This is a genomic window from Amycolatopsis lexingtonensis, from assembly GCF_014873755.1.
Classification (GTDB): Bacteria; Actinomycetota; Actinomycetes; order Mycobacteriales; family Pseudonocardiaceae; genus Amycolatopsis; species Amycolatopsis lexingtonensis.
In genome coordinates, this window is the sequence record NZ_JADBEG010000001.1 from 2,629,231 (window position 1) to 2,649,202 (window position 19,972).

Consider the following 19,972-nt stretch of genomic DNA (forward strand, 5'->3'; position numbering starts at 1 on the left):
TGACCGCGACTGAAAATTTCGGCCGCGCGGTGTCGAAAGGCAGCGAGTCCGTTCGTGGTGGGGGTGAGAGCCTCCGAGAAAGGACTTCACCATGTCGGACCACGAGAACGTGCGCGCGACCCTGACCTTCCCGGTGCCCGCCGAGCGGGTGTTCGCGGTGCTGGCGGACCCGACGACCCACGCGGCGATCGACGGCACCGGCTGGGTCCGGGAGCCCGTCGACCCGGAGCCGCTGGGCCGGACCGGCCAGCTCTTCCGGATGGACATGTTCCACGGCAGCCGTCCGGTCGGCGAATACCAGGTGGTCAACCGCGTCGAGGTGTTCGACGCGCCGCGCGCCATCGGCTGGGTGACGGGCTACCGGAAGGACGACGGCGAGCTGGAGTTCGGCGGCTGGCTCTGGCGGTACGACCTCACCCCGCTCGGGGCGTCGAGCACCGAGGTGACGCTGTCCTACGACTGGTCGGCGGTGCCGCGGTACATCCGCGACCGGGGCATCGCGTTCCCGCCGTTCGGCCCCGGCCACCTCGGTGACTCGCTGCGTCATCTGGCGGAGCTCGCGGCGCCCGCCGCTCAGCTCGGCTGACGCCGGGCTCGGCGGCGCAGCCCGCCCAGCGGCTCGGTGGCGAGGTGCTCCCACGGGCCGCCGAGGTCGAGCCCGGTCGCCGTCGCGGTGCGCGGGCCGGGGTCGAGGCGCAGCGCTTCGAGCGTCTCGGCGGCGACGTCCGGCCGCACCTTGTTCTGCACGGTCACGTGCGGCTTGAACGGCTGCGCGTCCTGCCGGGTGAGCCAGCCCGCCCAGCGCGCCCGCAGTTCGGCGTGCAGGCGCAGCAAGGGGGCGGCGGTGACGTCGAGCGCGGCTCCTCGCCCGAGCGACCGGGCACCGGTGACCGTGAGCTCGAAGGGTTCGGCGGCGCCCGCCACCTCGGCGCTGTCGGCGAGCACCGTCGCCAGGTGCTCGCCCGGGAGCGTGTGGAACAGGGTCAGGTGGGCACCGACGACCAGCCGGTCCGGCGGGAACCACCTGCGCCGCAGCGCGTTCCACGCCGCTTGGGCGGGTCCGTCGACGGCGAGGGTCACGACCAGCGGCGGCACGTGCCGAGCATAAGGTCTGGGGCAACCGGAGTGAGGGGAACGAGCATGGCGCGGTTGGTGTCGCTCAACGTCGGGATGCCGAAAGACGTGGCCTGGCAGGACCGGACCGTCCACACGGGAATCTTCAAGTACCCGGTCGAGGGCCCGCGGCTGGTCCGCCGGCTCAACGTCGACGGCGACGGCCAGGGCGACCTGGGCGGCCACGGCGGCGAGAACCGCGCGGTGCTGGTCTACCAGCGCGAGTCGTACGAGCACTGGCGGCGCTTCCTCGGCCGCGACGACCTCGAGGACGGCCGGTTCGGCGAGAACTTCACCGTCGAGGGCCTCCCCGACGACGAGGTGCACATCGGCGACCGGTACCGGATCGGCGAGGCGGAGTTCGAGGTCACCCAGCCGCGGGTGACGTGCTTCCGCGTCGGGATGCGCCTGGGCGAGCCGCGGATGCCGGCGCTGCTGGTGGCCCACCACCGCCCGGGCTTCTACCTGCGCGTCATCACCGAGGGCCACGTCCAGGCCGGCGACGAGATCGTCCGCACCCGGACCGGCCGCCACGCATTGAGCGTCGCGGCCGTCGACGCGCTCCTCTACCTGCCGGACCGCGACCGGGACATGCTGCGCAAGGCCCTCGACATCCCCGCGCTCAGCCCGGGCTGGCAGGGCTCGTTCCGCGACCTGCTGTCGGCTCCGGCACCGCAGGTTCAGCGCGGGTTCCGGCCGCTGCGCGTGACCCGGGTGGTGCCCGAGAGCACGACGGTGACGTCGATTCACCTGACCGCCGACGAGCCGCTCCCCCGTCCCGAGCCCGGCCAGTACGTGACGCTGCGCGTCCCGGGCGCGGGCGACCCGGCACCGATCCGCAGCTATTCGCTGTCGGCGGCACCGTCGGAGCGCGAATACCGCATCAGCGTCAAGCGCGACGGCGTCGTGAGCAGCTACCTCCACACGCACCTGGCTCCGGGCGCGGTGGTGGAGGTGGCGGGCCCCCGCGGCGACTTCGTCCTGACGGAGGAAGACCGCCCGGTGGTCCTGGTCTCGGCGGGCATCGGCGTCACCCCGGTGCTGGCGATGTTGCACGCACTGGCGGCCCGCGGATCGACGCGGGAGGTGTGGTGGGTGCACACCGCCCGGACGGCCGCCGAGCAGCCGTTCGCCGCCGAGGCCCATCGGCTGCTGGCCGGGCTCCCCCACGGGCGCGAGCACGTCTTCCACACCTCGGAGACGGGGCGGCTCAGTCTGGATTCTTTGTCCGCTTTGGACCTTCCGGTGGACGCGGCGGTCTACTTGTGCGGGCCGGACGCGTTCATGACCGCCGTGCGTGCCGCGTTGGTGTCGCTGGGCTTCGACGCCGCTCGCGTCCACAGTGAACTGTTCGGCGGGGTGTCGGCGATCAACCCGGGACTGGTCGGTAACGTCCGGAAAACGCCCCACGCACCGGCGGGCACCCCGGGAAGCGGACCGGCGGTGACCTTCGCGCGCAGCGGGCTGACCGTGCCGTGGGGCGAGGGGTATCCGAGCCTGTTGGAGTTCGCCGAGGCGTGCGATGTGCCGACGCGGTGGTCGTGCCGGACCGGGGTGTGCCACACGTGCGTGACGCCGGTGCTTTCGGGGAGTGTTGCGTACGAACCCGAGCCGCTCGAACCGCCCGCGGCCGGGGAGGCCCTGGTGTGTTGTGCTCGGCCGACAGGGGATGTCGTGCTGGATCTTTGAGTCTGTTCAGGGCCAGGTCGGTGGACTTGGGGCGGGTCGGCACTGTGTGCGTCGCTCTGCGGGTGGGTGGGCCCGTCCGGCACGGATTTCTGCGGCGGGAAGCGCCCGTCCTGCAGTCGACGGCAGTCGGCCGACGGGATCCGGTGGCGGCGCCCCGCCGCGGGACGTGGGATCTGCCGGACCACCGCCGAAAACGTGGCGACGGCCTGCAGTTCATTTCGGTCCTGGCCGGGATCCGGGCGAGCAGGCCGCGCATCGAAAGGCCAGGCGGTCGAAGGCGGACGGCCACCGGCCTCAGCGCCGAGACCAGCTAATGGCTCTGATCCACTTCGATAGCGGCCCAAGCTGTCGCTAACTGGTCGTGGGTGTAGGCCCGTAGCCGGTGGCTGCGGGCCTATCCCATCTTCAGGCTGCGAATGGCAGGGGCTGATGGATGTTATTACGCCTGGGTTTTCGGCGTTTGTCCAAGAACCGCGGCGGTAGGAACTCCGGATGACCGTCAGTGGCGATGCGGACCTGCCAACCCGACCGGTGCAGCAACCGATGATGGTGGCCGCACAACAGGACCAGGTTCGCCAGGTCGGTCAGGCCGCCTTCGGACCAGTGGTGGATGTGGTGGCCCTGGCAGTGCCGGGGTGGGCGGTGACAGCCCGGGAACGCGCACCCGCGGTCGCGCAGGAACAACGCCCGGCGCAGCCCGGGTGAGATCAGGCGACGGGCCCGGCCCAGGTTCAACGGTTCGCTGGCGGTGCCGAGCACGGCGGGGATCAGGGTGCAGTCGCAGGCATGGATCCGGGCCTCGGCGGCCGAGATCAGACCGGTGTCGCCCAGGGTCGCCGTGCCGAGTCCGGAGCGCAGGTCGGTGAGGGAGACCGCGACCATCACGTGGACGCGCTCCCCGGCTTGGGTGGGCAACTCTGGGGAGTTGAGGGCCAGGTCGACTGCGTCGGAGAAAGCGTCGCCGTAGCGTTCCTGCGGGGACCGGAAGTCCGGGCCATCCTCGGCACCGCGGCGTTCAGCGAGGGCGTCGAGCAGGGCGCTGGCACGGGTGCCGGTCTCGTCGTCGAAGCGACCGGACAGTTCCCAGGTGCCGGTGCGTTTGCGGCGCAGCGACAGTTCCCGCACCGGCGTGGCGGGCTCGGTGTCGTCGGGGGCGGTGCCGTCGGGGTCGAGGTGGGCCAAGATCCGGGCGCCGAGGGCAGCGACCTGTTTGTGGCCCGCGTCGGCGGCGAAAGCCAGCAGATCCGCCTCGGCCGAGTCGCGATGAGAGGCGGGGATCCGGGAGACAGCCTCGATGATGGTATCGATCATCGGCGTGCTCAACCGACCAGCAAGGGCAGCGACACCGGTGGCGGGAGCAACGGCGGGGGTGGCGTCGAGAGCGTGGCTGGGGTGCAGGGCCTGGGCTCGTTTGACCATCTTGTCGGCGGCGGCGCGCGGGAGGTCCGCGAGATGCTCCAAGAGTCGGGCGGCAGAGCGGTAGCCGAATAGTTCTTGCACGCCACGGGATTCGATTTCCACCAGCAGCGCACCGATTTCCGCTTCAGCGGACCGCATGACGGTGAGCAGGCTGCGGAGGTGGTCGGCCAGGGCCTCCGCGTCTGCTTGCCACACCGTTTCTCTGTCCACACACCAAGATTACGGAAATACGAACAAACGTTCATCACTCGATCAGGGTAACTGTTCAGGCCGTTTCCGGGCTGTGAGCGGGCCTGTGGGATGATCTTGTTGTGGGGGAAGGTGTTCGTCCGTCGTATGACGAATTGGCCGTGCTGGTCGCAGCGCAGGCTGTGGAGCTCGCTCGTGCACGGGAGGAGATCACCGCGTTACGGGCCGAGGTCGCCGCGCTCAAGCGTCGCCTGGGCACGAATTCGGGTAACTCCTCGATGCCGCCGTCGTCGGACCGGTTCAGCAAACCTGCCCCAAGTCGTTGCGGGGCAAGTCCGGACGCAAGCAGGGCAAACAGCCCGGCGCGCCTGGCGCGACGCTGTCACTGGTGAAGAACCCGGACACGATCGTCGACCACACACCGTCGGCGTGCGCGGGCTGCGGCGCGGGTCTGCGCCGCACCGACCGTGCCGGGGTGATCCGCCGCCAGGTCGTGGACCTGCCACCGGTGCGCCCGGCGGTGACCGAGCGCCACCTGCACCGGCTGCGGTGCGGAGGTTGCCACCGCGTCACGACTGCACCCGGCCCGGCCGAGGCGACCGCGCCCGCCTGCTACGGACCGAACGTGACCGCGCTGGCGGTCTACCTGCTGACCTACCAGCACATGCCGGTGGCCAGGACAGCGCAGCTGCTGGCGGACCTGATGGGGTTGCCGGTGTCGACCGGCTGGGTCGCCGGTGTCCTCACCCCGGTCGCCGCTCAGCTCGACGGATTTGCCCAGCAGGTCGAGGACGCGTTGCGGGCCGCGCCGGTGGCGCATTTCGACGAGACCGGCATCCGGGTCGCAGGGAAGAACTGGTGGCTGCATGTCGTGCTCACCGCGTATCTGCCGCATCGGCAGCGTGGTGGTGAGGCGATGGACGAGTTCGGGATCCTCACCTACTTCCGCGGTGTCGCCGTCCACGACGGCCTCATGTCCTATGAAGACTTCGGGCGCAAACACGCCCGCTGCAACGCCCACCACCTGCGCGAACTGGACGCGGCCGGCGAAGCCCACCCCGAATACGCCTGGCCCCGGATCGCGATCACCACCCTCGAACAGCTCAACACCGCCGCCCACACCGCACGCGATGCCGGCCAGGCCACGATCCCCGCCCACATCGTCGATCCGTTGCTCTCGAGGTTCGTCCGCACGATCAACGTCGGCCTGCTGCTGCACCCACCGGATCGGGGGCGTAAGCAAAGCAAGACCCGGAACCTGCTGGTGCGCCTGCGCGACTACCAGCACCAAGTGCTGCTCTTCGCCCGCGACCTCACCGTCCCGTTCACCAACAACCAAGCCGAACGCGACCTGCGCTTGATCAAGGCACAACTGAAGATCTCCGGTGGCTGGCGCACCCCACACGGCGCCCACGCCTGGCTACGCGTCCGCAGCTACATCTCCACCGCCCGCAAGAACGGCCACGTCATCACCGCACTACGCGACGCCATCACCGGAAACCCCTGGCTACCAACAACAATCGAAACGGCCTGAACAGTTACCGATCGGGTGCACCCGATGCACTGCCTGTGCCGAGTCAGCGGGGGGGCGGACACGATCGGAGGCGGAGCAACCAGCAGGGCTGGAACCGGCGGGCGCTCGCCCACCTGGACTCGACCTGCGCTCGCTGGAGGAGGGCGCGCTCGGAGACATTGCCGGCAACGACCTCATGCAGTGGCACTGAGCCTCTCCCCTTCGCCGACAACGGGAAAGAGTGGGGCGGCCGAGGTGCTCGCGACCTGCGTGGTCGAGTCCCGCCGCTTCGCCGAACTCATCGCCCCGGACGGCCGGCGGTGACGAACACGCCTCTCGCCGGCTGGTGGTGTCGGCCGGTACGGGGCAGCTCCCCGACGGCGAAGCCGAGCTGCTCGAACACGGCCCGACCGCGCCACGTGTAACCGACCGATCGGCCGGGTACCACTCCGGGCACCGTCAGGAGGGAAGCTGAAATGGGCCTTCTCGTCGGACTGCTCGTGATCTGGGCCGTCCTCGTCGTGCTCGGCATCGTCGTCAAGGGACTGTTCTGGCTGATCATCGTCGGCGCGGTGCTGTTCGTCGCGACCGGGGTGATCGGCTTCGTCAAGCGGGAGGCCCTCGGCAAGCGGGGGTGACGTCAGACGCGGTCCTGGTGCTCGCCGCCGGTGGTGAAGTGGCGGTCCAGGTACTCCGCCGGTGGCAAGGCGCTGTCGCGCAGCAGCGAGAACACCTCGGTGCCGGGCGCCAGCTCCCGCTCGCCGGTCGCGTAGCCCTGGGCGAGGCCGAGGTAGCCGACCCCGGCCCGCTCCGCGTACTCGCGGGCTTCCGCCTCGGCGAGGGCCAGTGCCTCGTCGAGGTCGGGCGCGCGCCACAGGGTGATCCGCTCTTCGTACGGTTCTTCGCCGGCGTGCGTCCACCGGAAGACACAGCGCACCGCGAACCATTCGCCGGATTCGTCCGTCACCGCTCCCCCGTCCCCGATGGTCGGGCGGAATTTTAATGGGTTTCGGTGGTGTATCCCCCGTCGAGGGTGAAGGTCGCGCCCGTGATGTTGCCCGCCACCCGGTCGGCGGCCAGGAAGGCCGCCAGGTTCGCGACCTCCGCGGGCTGGGTGAACCGGCCGGTCACGGCGTGGGTGGCGGCTTCGTCGGCCACGGCGCCGGGGGTCGCGCCGGAGCCGGCCGCGACGGTCTCGGCCACGCCGCCCGCGCCGAGCCACAGGTCCGTCGCGACCGGGCCCGGGTTGATCGCGTTGGCGCGGACGCCGTGCGGGCCGAACTCCTTCGATACCGACTTCGTGAAGTTGACCAGCGCCGCCTTCGCCGCGCTGTAGTCGATGACGCCGGGGTCGGGCAGGTGCGCGTTGATCGAGGCGATCGTGACGATGCTGCCCCGGCCCGCGGTCACCATCGTCGGCAGCGCTGCCCGCGTGGCGCGGACCGCGCTCAACAGGTTGAGGGTGATCGACCGCGTCCACTCCTCGTCGGTGACCAGCAGGAAGCCGTTCGGCCGCGGGGTGACGGCGCCGACGTTGTTGACCAGGATGTCGACGCGCCCGAGCTCGCTCAGCGCCAGCTCCACGAGCCGGCCCGGGCCGTCGGCGGTGCCGAGGTCCACGGCCAGCGCGTGGGCCTTTCCGGCCCGTGCGAGCTCTTCCAGCTCACGCCCGGGAGACCGCGCCCCGGCGACGACGTGGACGCCCTCGGCGACGAGGGTTTCGGTGACGGCCAGCCCGATGCCCCGGCTGGCCCCGGTGACGACGGCGACCCGGCCCGCGAGGTCCAGTTCCACGGGCTCAGACCCCGTGCTCGCGCAGCCAGGCGAGCACGGCGTCGGCGACGTCCCGCCAGCCGCTGTCGATGGTGAGCGAGTGGCCCCGCCCCTCGAACTGCTTCAGCTCGGTGACGGCGGTCGAGTCGCGGTACTGCTTGAGCGTCGAGCGGGTGACCACGTCCGGGACGGTGTGGTCCGCGGTGCCGGAGACCAGCAGCAGCGGGCCGCGGTCTTCGCGGCGGGTGTCGACCTTCGCCTCCGAATGCAGCACGAAGTTCGCGGCCGCGGCCTGGAACAGCGGCCGGGCCGGCGACGGGATCGTCCAGCGCCGGAAGAGCTCCGCCGACTCTTCGTCGGTCAGCGCGTTGCCGAAGCCGAACCGGAACTCCTTTTCCGTCAGCGACACCGCCCGGTGCAGGTTGGCCGGGTTGCCCAGGGCCGGCAGGCCCGCGCGCAGCTGCGCCAGCGGGAGCGGCAGGACGCCCTTGATCTGCGCCGGGTCGATGGCGACGCCGGCCGCGCCGATGCCCTGGCCGAGCAGCTTCTCGGTGATCAGGCCGCCGAACGAGTGACCGATGACGACCGGCGGCCGGTCGAGGCCTTCGATGATGGCCGCGAAGTGGCTCACGGCGTCGTCGATGCCGATGTCCGCGACGGCTTCCGGGTGCGCTCTGGCCTGTTCGACGGTTTCGGGCTCGTGCGGCCAGCCGGGCGCGACGGGCGCGTACCCGGCGGCCCGGAAGTGGTCGATCCAGGGGTGCCACGACGTGGCGTGGAGCCACAGACCGTGGATGAACACGACAGGGGTGCCCGCGGCTGCCATCGGATCCTCCGGATTTTCGGGACGGCGTGTCGGGCACGAGCCAACCCGATCCGGGCCGGGCCGTCCAAGACCTGGTGCGTGCGCATCGATAGCCGCAGTGGCATCGTTGGCGCTCCACTCCCCCGCTCGGGAAGGCCCGGATGGACCTCGACCTCAGGCTGGTGCGGTACTTCGTCACGGTCGCCGACGAGCTGCACTTCGGCCGGGCCGCCGCCCGGCTGTACATCAGCCAGCCGGCGCTGTCCAAGCAGATCCGCCGGCTCGAGGCCGAGGTCGGGGCGCCGCTGCTGGTGCGCGACAGCCGCCACGTCACCCTGACACCGCGCGGCGAGCGGTTCCTGCACCTCGCGCGGCAGCTACTGGCGACCGCCGGGCAGATGCTGCGCGAACCCGCGCCGAACCGCCTGCGGGTCGCGCACATCTTCGAGCTCGACACCAGCCGGATCGTCACCGACGCCTACCTCGCGGCCCACCCGGGTGCCGAGGTGGTCCAGAGCCAGATGGACAGCGCCCGCCAGCTCGCCGCGCTGCTCGACGACCACCTCGACGTCGCGATCCTCCGCGTCACGGCCGCGTTGCGGGCCGAGTACCCGGCCGGCTGGCGGCACACGCCGCTGCGGCTCGAGCCGTTCCGGCTGGTCGGCAGACCCGGGGAGCCGAACCGGACGTCGGTGTCGATGCACGAACGTCCGCTCGAGGTCTTCGCGGACGGCCCCGGTACCGCGCTGTACAACGTGCACGGCCACTACCTGAGTTCGTTCGCCCGGCACACCGGGCTCACCCTGCGCTGGCTGGGCAACCCCGGTACCTTCGACCACTGCCGCACCGCCCTCGGCCGCGCGCCCGGCAGCGCGTTCCTGTTCGAATTCGACAGCTACGCCCGCCGCTACCCCGAGCACGGGTTCCCGGTGCACCGGCCGCGGGAGCTGCAGCCGGTGTACCCGTGGTCGGTGGCCTGGCGCGAGGGCGACGAGCCGGAGCCCGTGCGGGAGTTCCTGCGCATCGCCGGCGAAACCGCCGAGCGGCACCGCTGGCTGCTACCCGAACGCACCGGGGGAGCGCCGCTGTGGACCCCGCCGGAAGACCTCTCCGCCGCTCCGTAGCTCACCAGAAGAAGATCCAGCGGCCGTCCAGGCGGACGCCGTGACCCTGGTAGGTCACGCGGCGCTGTCCCGGCGTGCGGCAGCGGGACCCGGAGATCCGGTGCCACAGCTCGGACTCGGTGAACACCATCGTGCCGGCGCGGTACGGCACGGTGATCGCCTCGCCCCCGCCGTGCCGGCCGGGCGCGGCACCCGGGATGTCGGCTTCGAGGTCCAGGCCACTGCCGCCGTCCGGCAGTTCGAACGGGACCGTGAAGGTGACCACCGCCGAGATGTCGTCGGCGCGCCTGATCAGCGACGGCGCCTGCGTTTCGAGGGCGTCGACGTGCCAGCCGCCGCCCGCGTAGTCGCCGGGGGCGTCGAAGCCGAACACGTGGAAGCCGGGGACGGCGAGCTCGTCCGCGTACACCACCGGGAGCGCGTACCGCTCTTCGAAGAAGGTCGCGACACGCTCGTGCACGAGTCGGAAGTGCCGGTAGAGCAGCCGGTTTTCCCGCCGCGCGCACTCCGCGTAGTGCTCGAGCTTGCCGCGGCTGCGGTAGAGCGCCTCGCCGATGGTGGCCATGCGGCCGACGCCGGGGGTGCGCCGGCCTTCGTGCCACAGCTCGGGCGGTGCCGCGTCGACGGCGGCGCGGACCTGGTCGACCTCCGGTGGGCTGAACAGGTCGACAGCGAAGACCCGGGCGCCGCCGAAGTGGATCTCTTCGACCGGCCGCGTGTCCATTGTGGTCATCAGACGTGCTCCTTGCACAACGCCGCCGCAGCGAGCAGCCCGGCGACGGCCGCCGCGATCGGCTGGCCGGTTCTCGATTCGTAGTAGGTGAAGCCCGGCGACGGGTTGACTTCGAAGCAGTACCACTCGCCGTCCGGGGTGCGCCGCAGGTCGATGCCGGCCACCGGGAGCCCGATCCGCTTGGCCAGGTCGAAGCAGCGGGCGGTGACGTCCGGCGGCAGGTCGATCGCCGTCAGGACCGGATCGCGGTGGCCCAGCGCCCGGGCGTAGCGGTAGTCGTCGGCGTCGCTGTCCACCTCGGCGGCGAACACCTCGGCCCCGACGACGTGCACCCGCACGTCGGTCCCGGGCACGCGGCGCTGGAACTGCGTCGGGCAGGCGGCGACGTCCGCGAGCCGGTCGCCGGGCCGGACGCGCCGCACCCGGCTGCGCACGCCGCTGGCCGACTTGACGATGACGTCGCCGTGCTCGTCGAGGAACTCCGCGACCCGGTCCGGATCGTTGGTGACGAGCGTCGGCGGCACGGCGAACCCGGCCGCGGAGACGGCCCGCAGCTGGAACGGCTTGGACGCGTTCCCCGCCGCCGCCTCCGGCCGATTGAGGACGTAGGCCGCGGTGCGGTCGGACCAGGCGTTGAGCACCTGGTCGACCTCGGCGGCGTGCCGCCACTCCGGCGAAGCGGGCGGGCGCGTGCGGAGGCCGGGCAGCTGGGTGCTGTCGTGCGGGCGCACGTACGCGGCCCGGACGCGGCCGAGGTCGAAGGTCTCCCCCGCGACGGTCACGGTCGTGCGGCTGGTGCGGCCCGCCTCGACCTGGACGGTGGTGTCGAGGACCTGCCGCTGGTCGAGGAAGAACACGGGCGCGTCGAGCCGCCGGAGCTGGGTCAGCACGGCGGACATGGGCTGGTCGCGGACCAGGCCCCAGAGCAGGATGCTCATCCGGCCACCGCCTTGACGCCGGAGGAATCCGCGAGCGACGTGAGAGGCGCGTAGCCGGGCGGAGCCTCGGGCACATGCCCCGGCGACTCCCCCGCCACGGCGACCCCACGACCCGCGGCCCGCCCCGGTGCCACCGCGAGCGCGTCCGCCACCGCCGGGTCGGCCAGGTCCGGCCACGCCGAGATCTCCCGCACCTCCGCCTGCGCTCCCAACCCGGACACGGTCGCCGTCAGCAGCGGGGTCCCCGCCAGCTCCGCGAGCGCCCGCAACTGCCGCCCCACCAAGGGGTGCACCTCCCCCACGCACACGTCGCCCACCACGTGCACGCGATGGGTCCCCGGCGGGACGGCCGGCGCCGGGGGCAGGCCGAGACCGACCGTCCGGTGCACCGGCGCCACCCGCAGGCCCACCGCGGCCGCCGCGTCGGCCCACTCCTCCGGGTACCAGGCCGGGCCGTTGAGGCACCTCGGGTTGGGCGGGTTCAGCACCGGGGCCGGGCACGCGTCGAGCCACGCCAGCAGGAACGCCGTCAGCTCCGCCGCCGCGTACGGCCGGTCCTCGCGGCGGATCCGGAGCAGGTCGGCGCCGGTGAGCACGCCGAGGCGGTTCACCACGCCGGTGATCGGGGCGCCGACGGACAGCTCCGCGCGCACCCCGCCGTCGCGGTCCACCGAGAGGCTCCACCGGGCCTGGTGCAGTTCGTCGACGGTCAGGAGCAGGGCCTCGCTGCCCCACCGGTCCGCCAGCGCCCGGGCGGCCGAATCGCGGGCGTGGGCCAGGATCAGCAGCATCAGCTGTCCTCTTCGGACAGTGCGTCGCGGCCGACGTCGGGGCGGTCCGCCAGCGAGATGAACGTCCGCTCGTCCCCCTCCACCTCGGCCCCGGAACCCGAAGCTTCCGGCGGGAAGGTGCCGGCGAGGTCGACGAACTCCTTCTGCCCGTCCTTGCCCCGGTCCTTCTCCTTCCCTTCCTTGCTGTCCTTCTCCTTGGTCTCCTTGTTGTCCTTGCCTTCCTTCTCCTTCGAGTCCTTGGTCTCCTTGGTGTCCTTCTCCTTCTCCTTCGACTCCTTGGTCTCCGTCTTGTCCTTGATCGGGTCGATCCGCCGGTCGATCGCGGTGATCTTCACCTGCAGCTCCTGGACCACCCCGAACAGCTCCAGCCGCAGCTCCTTGATGCAGTTGCTGACCGTGCGCAGCGCCTCCGCGACCCCGCCGAGGTCGGTCTCGATGGCGTGGAACCGGTGGTTGAACCCGATCTCCGTCGGCGTCTCGCCCGCCTGCACCACCGTCACGCCGTCGATGAAGTCCGGGTGCGTGAACGCCGGCTCGAAGTGCAGCTCGCACTGGGGCGCGGTCTGGGGAACGCTGGTCTGGAAGACGAACGGCGGGCTCACCGTCGCCGCGAGGCCGGGGCCGGACGACCGGGCGATCGCGCGGCCCAGCACCGCGACGACGTCGTCCTCCGCGACGCCCGCGCCGCGCAGGGCTTCGACGATCGTGTGGGCCGGGACGCCGTAGACGAGTTGTTCGTCGCTCATGAGATCTCTCCTTGTCCTGCCCGCGCGGACGGCGCCAGGCGGTAGTGCCGGTAAGCCCGTGCGGCGGCGATGTTCAGGCCCGTGGGCCGGCCGGAGCCGTCCACGTCGACGTGCCGCCGCCGGATGGCGAAGGTGTCCGCCCGTACCCCGACGGGCGTCGCCAGCTCGACGATGTTGAGCAGGTGCTCGTACTGGCGCAGGGTCAGCAGCGCGCCGTCGGGCAGCGAGGGCCGCCAGGTGTACGGGTCGTTCGCGCCCGAGCGCTGTCCCACCACGCACGACACGACGCTGATCCCGCTGTTGAAGAGCGGGATCGAGACGACGGCGCCGCGCCTCGGCGAAAGCGTGGCGTGCTGGTCGCCGAGCCCGCGCACCTGCCAGCGGTGGATCAGCGTGTGCTCCCCCGCCAGGTTGGCGCCCGCCAGCGGCAGCCCCGTCACGCCGAACAGCAGCGCCAACGTCCCGGCTCCGGTGGCCAGCGCGACGACGCTGCTCGCACCGGCCGCGGTCGCCGTGGTGAACAGCGGGCTCAGCAGGGCCGAGTTCGCGATGACCGCGGTCGTGCGCGTGGCGCCGAGGTCGAACAGCACGTAGTCGCGCGGCGAAACGGTGTCCAGCTGCCGGGTGAACGCGGCGACGTCGATCACCTTGGGGACGCTCCGGCCGTCGAGCGCGGCGTCCAGGCCGGCGACCGTGCTCGTCGGCCGCGCGGCCGTCAGGACCGCGGCGGGATCCGCGACCGGGGTCAGCTGCGACCCCGCGAGCGCGGTGATCACCGAGACCACCGGGACGTCGTGGTTCGGGTCGGTGGCCGAGACCAGCCGCGCGGTCAGCGTCAGCGGGACGTCGCCCGAGGCGTCCGGCTCGACGTCCACGACCAGCGGGCCCATCGGCGCGGTGCTGACGAACACCGTGCCGTCGGCGCCCTGCTCGACCGTGCGCAGGCCGCACGCCTTGAGCAGCCACGCCCCGGCCGGATCCGCCGACCTCGGCTGCGGCACCAGGTTGGGGTCCTTGAGCTTGCCCGCCGCGGTGACCGCGGCGTCGAGCTGGGCCGCGACCGGCGCCGCGAACAGCGCGCCGAACCCGAGCTCGAACCGCGACCCGCCGGCGTTGTCCTGCCCCTTGAGCACCTTCGGCCACGGCCGGGCCCCGAGCTGCCCGCACCGCCGGTCCAAAGTGGTCAGTGCGTCGGCCACGGTCGGCGCGAGGGGCTGGAAGGGCTGCACCTGCCAGGTCGCGAGCGCCGCGCGCTGAGTGTCGACGCGGGCGGCCACGTCCGGCGGCAGCAGGCGGTGCGCGTGCGCGTCGTCGCCTTCGGTGCTGCCCGCGGGCCAGATCATGTGCACCCGCCGGATCGCGTTGAGCAGCTGCCCGATGGCGGCCGGCGCGCCGGGTGCGACCAGCCGCAGGGCGATCAGCTGCGGGTCGGGCGCCTCGTCGACGCCCACCGTGCCCGGCACGCCGACGTCGGCGAGGAAGTCGTCCAGCGCGGAGTCGAGCCACGGCGTGCTGGGCAGCCGCACGCCGCGCAGGATCCGCAGCCGGGCGCGGTAGGACGCGTCGTCCTCACGCGCGCCGGGTGGCTGGAGCGGCCGGGTGGCGGGAGTCTGCTCGTCGGCGTCCCAGAACAGCTCGTCGGAGAACCGCGGGCTGGACAGGTCGGCGCCGATCCGGTCGAGCGCGTTGCCGCTCGCCACCGCCAGGGTCCGCGACGCGCGGATTTCCCGTGCGGTGCGCCGGATCCGGCCCTTCTCATCGAGCAGTACGGTCAGCAACCGGCCCAGCACGCCCTCGACGAGGTCGAACCGGACGGCGGCGATGAGCTGCGCGGTGCTCAGCCCGACGCCGGTCTCGCCGCCGAGGATCCCGCGCGCCAGCACGGAAAACGGCGCGGTGACGTCGCCCTTGCCCGCCGGTGGCAGCGCCGCCACCAGCGCGGTGCCCGCCGCGGTGTGCGGCGCGAACGTCACCACCGGCAGCGACTGCGGCGCGCCGCCGCCGGTCTTAACCGCGGGCAGCACGGTCAGGCCCTGGCCGTCCACATCGGACAGGACGGTGCACAGCACCAGCGGGTGCCGCGTCGTCGTGTCGACCACCGCCTCGGCCTGTCCCGGCGACGTCGTGGCGCGCAGGGTCAGCGGGCGCGGGGTGGCCGCCGGCGACAGCGGCCCGATCAGTTCGGCCGCCGCGGCGGCCAGCACCCCGGCGCCGAGGCGGTCCGGGTCGAGCGGGGAACGGGTCGTCATGGCTTCACCGCACCGTCAGCCGGCCGGGCGACTCGACGAAGACCGCGATCTGGTCGGCGCCGACGACGAGGTTCTCGTCCAGGTCCAGCACGTCGGGCGAGGTGTCGCTCTCCCCGCCGGACCCCACGCCGTCGACGGCGTACGGGAACCGCATCAGGTGGAGGTCGCCGACGTCGACGACGCCCGGCTCCGCCATCATCGCCGCCGACAGCGCCGCGGCCCGCACCGGTTCCGCCAGCGACAGCCCGTCGACGACCCCGCGCAGCCGGGCCGCGAGGCGCTGCTTGAGCGCCAGCGCGGCGGGGCTGAGGTTGCGGCTGGCCACGGACCCGGACGGCAGCGGCAGGCCCGAGGTCGTCACGTCGGCCTGGACGGTGAAGAACACCTGCTCGGCCCGCACCACGTCGGGGAAGATCCCGACCGGCCGGACGTCCCGGATCGCCTGCTGCACGGCCGCGCGCAGCCCGCCCGCGCCCTCCCAGACCGCGGCTTCGGTCGGCGCGACGAGGACGGTGACGAAGAACGGCGACGACAGGTCCCGGTCGGCCGCGAACAGCCGCTCGAAGAAGGCGAACTGGCCGAAAATCGACTGGGACAGGTCGAGCCCGCCCCAGCCGTCGCGCACGACGACCTGCCGCACGCCGGGGACCAGCGCCACGGTGGCCGCGATCGAGTCCGCCGTCCACAGCGACCGCGGCGCCGCGAGCAGCAGCGCCCGGTAGCGGTCGTCGTCGAACTGCGCGTTGCCGCCGGTCAGCGCCTGCGGGTGCTGGACGCGGACCAGTCCCTGGCCGATCGACGACGCCGTGGCGAGGAACCCGGCCGCCACGTCCGCCGCGATCATCGCGGCGAGCTTGGCGTCGGCGATCTCCCAGCGGTCGATCCGCTGCGGGTGGCCGCCACCGGCGTCGGTCACGGCGGGGTCGAGGTTGCCCACCGGCCCCGGGTCGAAGCTCGTCACCGGCACGACGGCAGTGGTCACCCCGGTCGTGAACTGGACCGCGGCGGCCAGCGCGACGCGGTGCCCGCCCGGCGTCGAGAGCCGGGAACCGCGCGACAGCACCAGTTTCGGCACGCCCGGCGGCAGCGCCTTCGCCAGGGTCAGCGTCACCGAGCCGGTCGCGCTGAGGAACGGCCGGGTGATCCCGAGCTCCTCGCCGAGGTCGGACAGCGCGCGGCCCCGGGCCGTCGCGACGAAGCTGTCGTCGTACTCCGCCGCCAGCGCGGCCCAGGTCCGCGCGTCCTCGAGCGCGGTGACCTCGAGGAGCTTGCGCACGACGCTGCCGCTCGAGAGGTCGATGGCCGGGTCGATCAGCTGCTGCGCGAGCGCGATCTTCTCGGCCAGCAGGCGGGTGAACGGCTTGGGCAGGAACCCCGCCGGGGTCACGCCGAACCCGGCGCTGCCGCTGGACCGGGTGACCGTGGCGTCCACGGCGAGGACGTCGGTCAGGTCGATGCTGGTTTCGTCGCTCATGGGGCCACCTCACCGAACGGGGTGCCGGAGGCGAGGCCGCCGGTGTTCAAGGTCGCCGGGTCGCCGCTGACCGCTTCGAACGAAACGACCACGTCGAGCCGGCGGGAAGCGACGTCGCCGGTGGGCGACGGCGCGGACAGGTCGACCACGCGGCGCACCCGCGGGTCGGCCGCGACCAGCTCGACCACCGCGCTGCGCAGGCCTTCCCGCGCCAGCACCGGGGACGTCTGGTCCACCATCGGCGTCAGGCCGAGGAACCCGAACCGCAGGTTGAACGGGTCGCTGCCGCGCAACGTCGTCAGCCCGACCGCGAGGTCCTGGCAGAGCGCGTCCACCCCGTCCACGAGGTCGAGGTCCACCCCGGTGGGAGTGCCGCGCAGCACCAGGTCCCGCGCGGTGTCGGCGGGGTCGGTCAGGTCGGCGCGCACGCCGACGCCGAGTAGCGCACGCCGGCGGGCGGCGGAGTCGTCGCCCGGCGCGGCGCCCGGGGGCGTCGGGGGCGGGGGCAGGGAAGTCATCGGAACTCCTTCACGAAGCGGTGAGAACGGACTGCCCGGCGGCGACCTGCACGGGCGTGGCCGAGGGCAGGGAGCTGGCGGTCAGGGAATCGAGCAGGACGGCGGCGCCGCCGACGGTCAGCCGGGCGGCCCGGCCGGCACCGGGCGGCGACAGCGCGGAACTGGCGCACGTACCGGGCGGGGTGGACGCGGTGCAGCCCAAGTACTTCTGCTTGAGCACTTCGTCGAAGAGCACGACCTTCCCGTTTTTCACGGTCAGCCGCCGGTCGCTGGCCGCGGTCAGCGCGACGGCGCCCTGGTGCCGGCACTCGACCGAGCCACTTTCGGTGACGGGGGCGGCCATCAGCTCACGTCCATCGTGCCGCCGTCGAGCTGCACCCGGACGTCCTTGGCGTTCAGCTCGATCCGGTCCTCGGCGTCGAAGGTGATCGACTTCGCGCTGATCGTGACGCTGCCGTCGCCCTTCAGCACGATCCGCGCGGCCCCGTCGCCGGCGCGGCTTTCGATGAGCACGCTGCCGTCCCCGAGCCCGTCGTCGGGAGCCGGCCGGGCGGGGACGCGGGTGAGCGCGTCGGTGACCCGCAGCACGAACCGCGCGGTCTCGATGACGCGGGTGCCGTCCCCGTCGACCAGGTCGTGGCTCGCGAGGCCGTCCGGCGGTTTCTGCTGATCCGGATCGCGCAGGTGCTGCCGTTCCGTGATCCCCACGGGCAGCGCCAGCCAGTAATCCCCCGGCCGGGCGTCCGGGCCCGCGTTCTGCGGCCAGATCGCCCCGACGTCGACGAAGTCCGCCGAGCTGCCGCCGACGTTCGCGAGCACCACCCGGGTGCCCGGGTAGCGCGGCAGCACGAGGCCGTAGCTGCCCCACGCGAACGGCGTCACGTACGGCACCTGGGTCAGCTCCGCGTGCGCGCCGGCGGTGATCTCCGTGCGCTGCGCCGCCTGCGGCAGGCCGTCCGGTGCCGTGTCGGCGTGCCAGACCTCGCTGGTGTGCTTGGGCGTGTCCGGGGACACCGCGTGGTCGTGGATCACCGCGGTCCGCGACCGGGTTACCCCGAACGTCCGCTCGATCCGATCTCCCACGACGTCGCCGATCGTGCTCGCCACGCCCTGCGCGCTGTCGGCGAACGGGACGCCCGACCGCCGCGCCCGCTGGGCGTCCTTCGCCGTGCCGGGCTTGACCTCGTCCCAGCCGTCGTCCTCGGCGGTCAGCACGACCGCGCGGATCGTCGTGAGGAACCCCCGCTCCCGCGAGATCTCGTGGCGCACCTCGATGATCCGGCACACCGACGCGTCGGCCTCCGGGTCGGCGACGCCGGCGGGCAGGTTCGGCAGCGACGTCAGCAGGGTCGCGCCGAGGCTCGACGGCTCGGTGACGACGAAGTCCTCCGGCGGCAGCACCGGCGAGACCCGGTCCCCCGGCTTCAGGTCCGGGCGCCCCAGCGCCGTCACGGCGAACGTGGCCCGCGGCGGCCTCGGGCCGAACAACCCCGGCGGGATCCGCGAATCCCGCGGCAGGTCCGCGCCGCGTTCGATCGCGAGCAGGCCGCTTTCGTCGTCCATCGGCCGCTCGCCGTCCAGCCGCGGGGTGGTGGTCCCGTTCTCGGTCCACTTGCCAAGGTGCAGGGTCCCGTCGCGGATCACGGCCGTCTCCTGGCTGTAGAGCCCGAGCGCGGCCTGCACCTGCGTGCTCAGCTCGAGCATGGCGGCCAGCGCGGTCCCCGGCGGGACGGCGGCGTAGTCCCGCACCCCCGGCGTGGGCTGCGCTCTCGCCAGTCCGTGCCCGACGACGGGCACGTCGTCGCCCGCGACGTTCTCGACCGCGACCTGGAGGCCGTTGGCGTCCGCGCGGGCGGTGAAGCAGCGGCCCTCGACGCGGCGCTCGGCCAGCCGGGCCACCACCCGTTCCCGGCCCTTCACCACGACGTCCATCCGCCGCTGGCCGGGCCGCCGCCACAACCGGTCCACCCGGAGCTCGGCGACCAGGCTGCCATCCGGCGGGACCGGCGTGGTCGCCGACAGCGGGTTGTCCAGCCCGGTGAACCTCGCGAGCCCGCCGAGCACCCCGGTCGGCGCGTCCTTCCACCACAGGTGCAGCGACGCGTCCAGCGGGGTCCCGGGCGCGAGGCTGATCTTCCGGTAGTCCTCCGCCGTCATGCCTTCGACGACGACTTCGTACGCACCCCCGGTCAGCCCGACCGGCAGCGACGCGCTCACCGTGCCGGAGTAGGTGTCGCTGCCGAGGGTGCACAGCTCGGTGCCGCGGACGCCGTGGCGGAACACCAGTGCCCAGGCGGGCACGGTGCCCGGCACGACCTCGTGGCCGCGCGCGAAGGTGAAGCCCTTGAAGGCCATCACATCTCCTTCCCCAGCTGCGTCAGCAGCACCGGGACACCGGGGTCCCCCACCGGGTGCGGCGGGCCGTCGTCGGGCGCCGGCGCGAGATCGCGCCAGCGCAGGGAAAGCCGGCTGCCGAACCGGCCGGGGCTGCGCAGGGAACCGGCGGTGAGCACGAGCTCGTCGACGGTCACCTCGACCGCGGCCGTCCCCGGGCTGCCGGTCAGGCGGACCGGCACGCCGGCCACCACCGGGACCGTCGCCCCGATCGCCCCGGTGACCACCAGGGTCAGCCGGGGCCACGCGGCGCCGTAGTCGCGGAACGCCGTGCCGTCACCGGGGTTCGCAGTGGTGAACACGACGGCCGACGGGTCGGCGGCGAGCACCGCCCGCGCCACCCCGAGCGGCACCGCGAGCACGAGCGCGCGGGCGGCGTCGAGGTCGACGCGGACGGGCAGCCCGGCGGTCAGTTCCTGCCGCACCACCCGGACCGCGGGGTCCGGCGGGGGCGCGACGGCGGGTACCGGGTGGGCGATCAGCGCGGGCAAGGTCCTGGACATC

At 72.9% G+C, this 19,972-nt stretch carries 21 protein-coding genes; 6 read left to right on the forward strand and 15 right to left on the reverse strand.

Annotated elements, in window-relative coordinates; genetic code table 11:
• Window positions 1–91 precede the first annotated feature (91 nt).
• Entirely contained in the window at window positions 92–586 is a 495-nt protein-coding gene (locus H4696_RS12120; protein ID WP_086860143.1) for an SRPBCC family protein, read from the forward strand.
• Here H4696_RS12120 and H4696_RS12125 read toward each other — a convergent pair.
• The gene (locus H4696_RS12125; protein WP_086860145.1) at window positions 574–1,095 is read right to left on the reverse strand and encodes a 2'-5' RNA ligase family protein; all 522 of its coding nucleotides are present in this window, start codon (window positions 1,093–1,095) and stop codon (window positions 574–576) included. The genes H4696_RS12120 and H4696_RS12125 overlap by 13 nt on opposite strands.
• A gap of 45 nt (window positions 1,096–1,140) precedes the next feature.
• On the opposite strand from H4696_RS12125, the gene H4696_RS12130 reads away from it, so the two are divergent.
• Entirely contained in the window at window positions 1,141–2,802 is a 1,662-nt protein-coding gene (locus H4696_RS12130) for an MOSC and FAD-binding oxidoreductase domain-containing protein (protein WP_086860147.1), read from the forward strand.
• Window positions 2,803–3,207: 405 nt separating this feature from the next.
• Here the strand turns inward: H4696_RS12130 and H4696_RS12135 are convergent, their stop codons facing one another.
• Window positions 3,208–4,431: a DUF222 domain-containing protein gene (locus tag H4696_RS12135; RefSeq protein WP_169734981.1), complete on the reverse strand. Its 1,224-nt coding sequence runs from the start codon at window positions 4,429–4,431 to the stop codon at window positions 3,208–3,210.
• Between the two features lie 161 nt (window positions 4,432–4,592).
• Between H4696_RS12135 and H4696_RS49965 the strand changes: the two genes are divergently transcribed.
• The 3 genes from H4696_RS49965 to H4696_RS12145 all read left to right on the forward strand — a co-directional run bounded on the left by H4696_RS49965 (window position 4,593) and on the right by H4696_RS12145 (window position 6,561).
• Window positions 4,593–4,802 (forward strand): DUF6444 domain-containing protein, encoded by a 210-nt coding sequence (locus tag H4696_RS49965; RefSeq protein WP_249026994.1) that lies wholly within the window; start codon window positions 4,593–4,595, stop codon window positions 4,800–4,802.
• Window positions 4,733–5,944 (forward strand): IS66 family transposase, encoded by a 1,212-nt coding sequence (gene tnpC, locus H4696_RS12140; protein ID WP_143265073.1) that lies wholly within the window; start codon window positions 4,733–4,735, stop codon window positions 5,942–5,944. The genes H4696_RS49965 and tnpC overlap by 70 nt, the downstream gene beginning before the upstream one ends.
• A gap of 455 nt (window positions 5,945–6,399) precedes the next feature.
• Window positions 6,400–6,561 (forward strand): hypothetical protein, encoded by a 162-nt coding sequence (locus H4696_RS12145; protein ID WP_086860151.1) that lies wholly within the window; start codon window positions 6,400–6,402, stop codon window positions 6,559–6,561.
• Between the two features lie 2 nt (window positions 6,562–6,563).
• Here H4696_RS12145 and H4696_RS12150 read toward each other — a convergent pair whose 3' ends face one another.
• Genes H4696_RS12150 through H4696_RS12160 form a run of 3 tightly spaced genes read right to left on the reverse strand, consistent with a single transcriptional unit; the run spans window position 6,564 to window position 8,522 of the window.
• The gene (locus H4696_RS12150) at window positions 6,564–6,890 is read right to left on the reverse strand and encodes a hypothetical protein (RefSeq protein ID WP_086860153.1); all 327 of its coding nucleotides are present in this window, start codon (window positions 6,888–6,890) and stop codon (window positions 6,564–6,566) included.
• A gap of 32 nt (window positions 6,891–6,922) precedes the next feature.
• Window positions 6,923–7,717, reverse strand: coding sequence for an SDR family NAD(P)-dependent oxidoreductase (locus H4696_RS12155; protein ID WP_086860154.1), 795 nt, complete (start codon window positions 7,715–7,717; stop codon window positions 6,923–6,925).
• 4 nt (window positions 7,718–7,721) lie between these two features.
• Window positions 7,722–8,522, reverse strand: coding sequence for an alpha/beta hydrolase (locus H4696_RS12160; RefSeq protein WP_086860156.1), 801 nt, complete (start codon window positions 8,520–8,522; stop codon window positions 7,722–7,724).
• Between the two features lie 140 nt (window positions 8,523–8,662).
• Here H4696_RS12160 and H4696_RS12165 point away from each other — a divergent pair, with 140 nt between their 5' ends.
• Complete coding sequence (locus H4696_RS12165; protein ID WP_086860158.1) at window positions 8,663–9,625, forward strand: LysR family transcriptional regulator; 963 nt, start codon at window positions 8,663–8,665, stop codon at window positions 9,623–9,625.
• A 1-nt stretch (window position 9,626) separates the two neighbouring features.
• On the opposite strand, the gene H4696_RS12170 is transcribed toward H4696_RS12165, so the two are convergent.
• Genes H4696_RS12170 through H4696_RS12215 form a run of 10 tightly spaced genes read right to left on the reverse strand, consistent with a single transcriptional unit; the run spans window position 9,627 to window position 19,971 of the window.
• On the reverse strand, window positions 9,627–10,358 hold the full coding sequence (locus tag H4696_RS12170; RefSeq protein WP_143265074.1) for a phytanoyl-CoA dioxygenase family protein: 732 nt from the start codon (window positions 10,356–10,358) through the stop codon (window positions 9,627–9,629).
• A complete protein-coding gene (locus H4696_RS12175) occupies window positions 10,358–11,296 on the reverse strand; it encodes an ATP-grasp domain-containing protein (protein ID WP_086860161.1) in 939 nt (312 codons plus the stop codon). Before H4696_RS12175 ends, H4696_RS12170 begins: the two co-directional genes overlap by 1 nt.
• Window positions 11,293–12,087: a serine/threonine-protein kinase gene (locus H4696_RS12180; protein WP_086860163.1), complete on the reverse strand. Its 795-nt coding sequence runs from the start codon at window positions 12,085–12,087 to the stop codon at window positions 11,293–11,295. The genes H4696_RS12175 and H4696_RS12180 overlap by 4 nt, the downstream gene beginning before the upstream one ends.
• Window positions 12,087–12,833: a hypothetical protein gene (locus tag H4696_RS12185; protein WP_086860165.1), complete on the reverse strand. Its 747-nt coding sequence runs from the start codon at window positions 12,831–12,833 to the stop codon at window positions 12,087–12,089. Before H4696_RS12185 ends, H4696_RS12180 begins: the two co-directional genes overlap by 1 nt.
• Window positions 12,830–15,082: a hypothetical protein gene (locus tag H4696_RS12190; RefSeq protein WP_086860167.1), complete on the reverse strand. Its 2,253-nt coding sequence runs from the start codon at window positions 15,080–15,082 to the stop codon at window positions 12,830–12,832. The genes H4696_RS12185 and H4696_RS12190 overlap by 4 nt, the downstream gene beginning before the upstream one ends.
• A 4-nt stretch (window positions 15,083–15,086) precedes the next feature.
• A complete protein-coding gene (locus H4696_RS12195) occupies window positions 15,087–16,556 on the reverse strand; it encodes a baseplate J/gp47 family protein (RefSeq protein ID WP_086860169.1) in 1,470 nt (489 codons plus the stop codon).
• Window positions 16,553–17,074, reverse strand: a complete 522-nt coding sequence (locus H4696_RS12200; RefSeq protein WP_086860171.1) for a hypothetical protein — start codon at window positions 17,072–17,074, stop codon at window positions 16,553–16,555. Before H4696_RS12200 ends, H4696_RS12195 begins: the two co-directional genes overlap by 4 nt.
• Window positions 17,075–17,084: 10 nt before the next feature.
• Entirely contained in the window at window positions 17,085–17,417 is a 333-nt protein-coding gene (locus tag H4696_RS12205) for a hypothetical protein (protein ID WP_086860173.1), read from the reverse strand.
• Window positions 17,417–19,429: a hypothetical protein gene (locus H4696_RS12210; RefSeq protein ID WP_086860175.1), complete on the reverse strand. Its 2,013-nt coding sequence runs from the start codon at window positions 19,427–19,429 to the stop codon at window positions 17,417–17,419. Before H4696_RS12210 ends, H4696_RS12205 begins: the two co-directional genes overlap by 1 nt.
• Window positions 19,429–19,971: a hypothetical protein gene (locus tag H4696_RS12215; protein WP_143265076.1), complete on the reverse strand. Its 543-nt coding sequence runs from the start codon at window positions 19,969–19,971 to the stop codon at window positions 19,429–19,431. Before H4696_RS12215 ends, H4696_RS12210 begins: the two co-directional genes overlap by 1 nt.
• Window position 19,972 lies beyond the last annotated feature (1 nt).

Coding starts and splice junctions, on each gene's coding strand:
- H4696_RS12120 (WP_086860143.1), top strand. CDS start 92: ATGTCGGACCACGAGAACGTGCGCGCGACCCTGACCTTCCCGGTGCCC.
- H4696_RS12130 (WP_086860147.1), top strand. CDS start 1,141: ATGGCGCGGTTGGTGTCGCTCAACGTCGGGATGCCGAAAGACGTGGCC.
- H4696_RS12145 (WP_086860151.1), top strand. CDS start 6,400: ATGGGCCTTCTCGTCGGACTGCTCGTGATCTGGGCCGTCCTCGTCGTG.
- H4696_RS12160 (WP_086860156.1), bottom strand. CDS start 8,522: ATGGCAGCCGCGGGCACCCCTGTCGTGTTCATCCACGGTCTGTGGCTC.
- H4696_RS12165 (WP_086860158.1), top strand. CDS start 8,663: ATGGACCTCGACCTCAGGCTGGTGCGGTACTTCGTCACGGTCGCCGAC.
- H4696_RS12170 (WP_143265074.1), bottom strand. CDS start 10,358: ATGACCACAATGGACACGCGGCCGGTCGAAGAGATCCACTTCGGCGGC.
- H4696_RS12175 (WP_086860161.1), bottom strand. CDS start 11,296: ATGAGCATCCTGCTCTGGGGCCTGGTCCGCGACCAGCCCATGTCCGCC.
- H4696_RS12180 (WP_086860163.1), bottom strand. CDS start 12,087: ATGCTGCTGATCCTGGCCCACGCCCGCGATTCGGCCGCCCGGGCGCTG.
- H4696_RS12185 (WP_086860165.1), bottom strand. CDS start 12,833: ATGAGCGACGAACAACTCGTCTACGGCGTCCCGGCCCACACGATCGTC.
- H4696_RS12190 (WP_086860167.1), bottom strand. CDS start 15,082: ATGACGACCCGTTCCCCGCTCGACCCGGACCGCCTCGGCGCCGGGGTG.
- H4696_RS12195 (WP_086860169.1), bottom strand. CDS start 16,556: ATGAGCGACGAAACCAGCATCGACCTGACCGACGTCCTCGCCGTGGAC.
- H4696_RS12200 (WP_086860171.1), bottom strand. CDS start 17,074: ATGACTTCCCTGCCCCCGCCCCCGACGCCCCCGGGCGCCGCGCCGGGC.
- H4696_RS12205 (WP_086860173.1), bottom strand. CDS start 17,417: ATGGCCGCCCCCGTCACCGAAAGTGGCTCGGTCGAGTGCCGGCACCAG.
- H4696_RS12210 (WP_086860175.1), bottom strand. CDS start 19,429: ATGGCCTTCAAGGGCTTCACCTTCGCGCGCGGCCACGAGGTCGTGCCG.
- H4696_RS12215 (WP_143265076.1), bottom strand. CDS start 19,971: ATGTCCAGGACCTTGCCCGCGCTGATCGCCCACCCGGTACCCGCCGTC.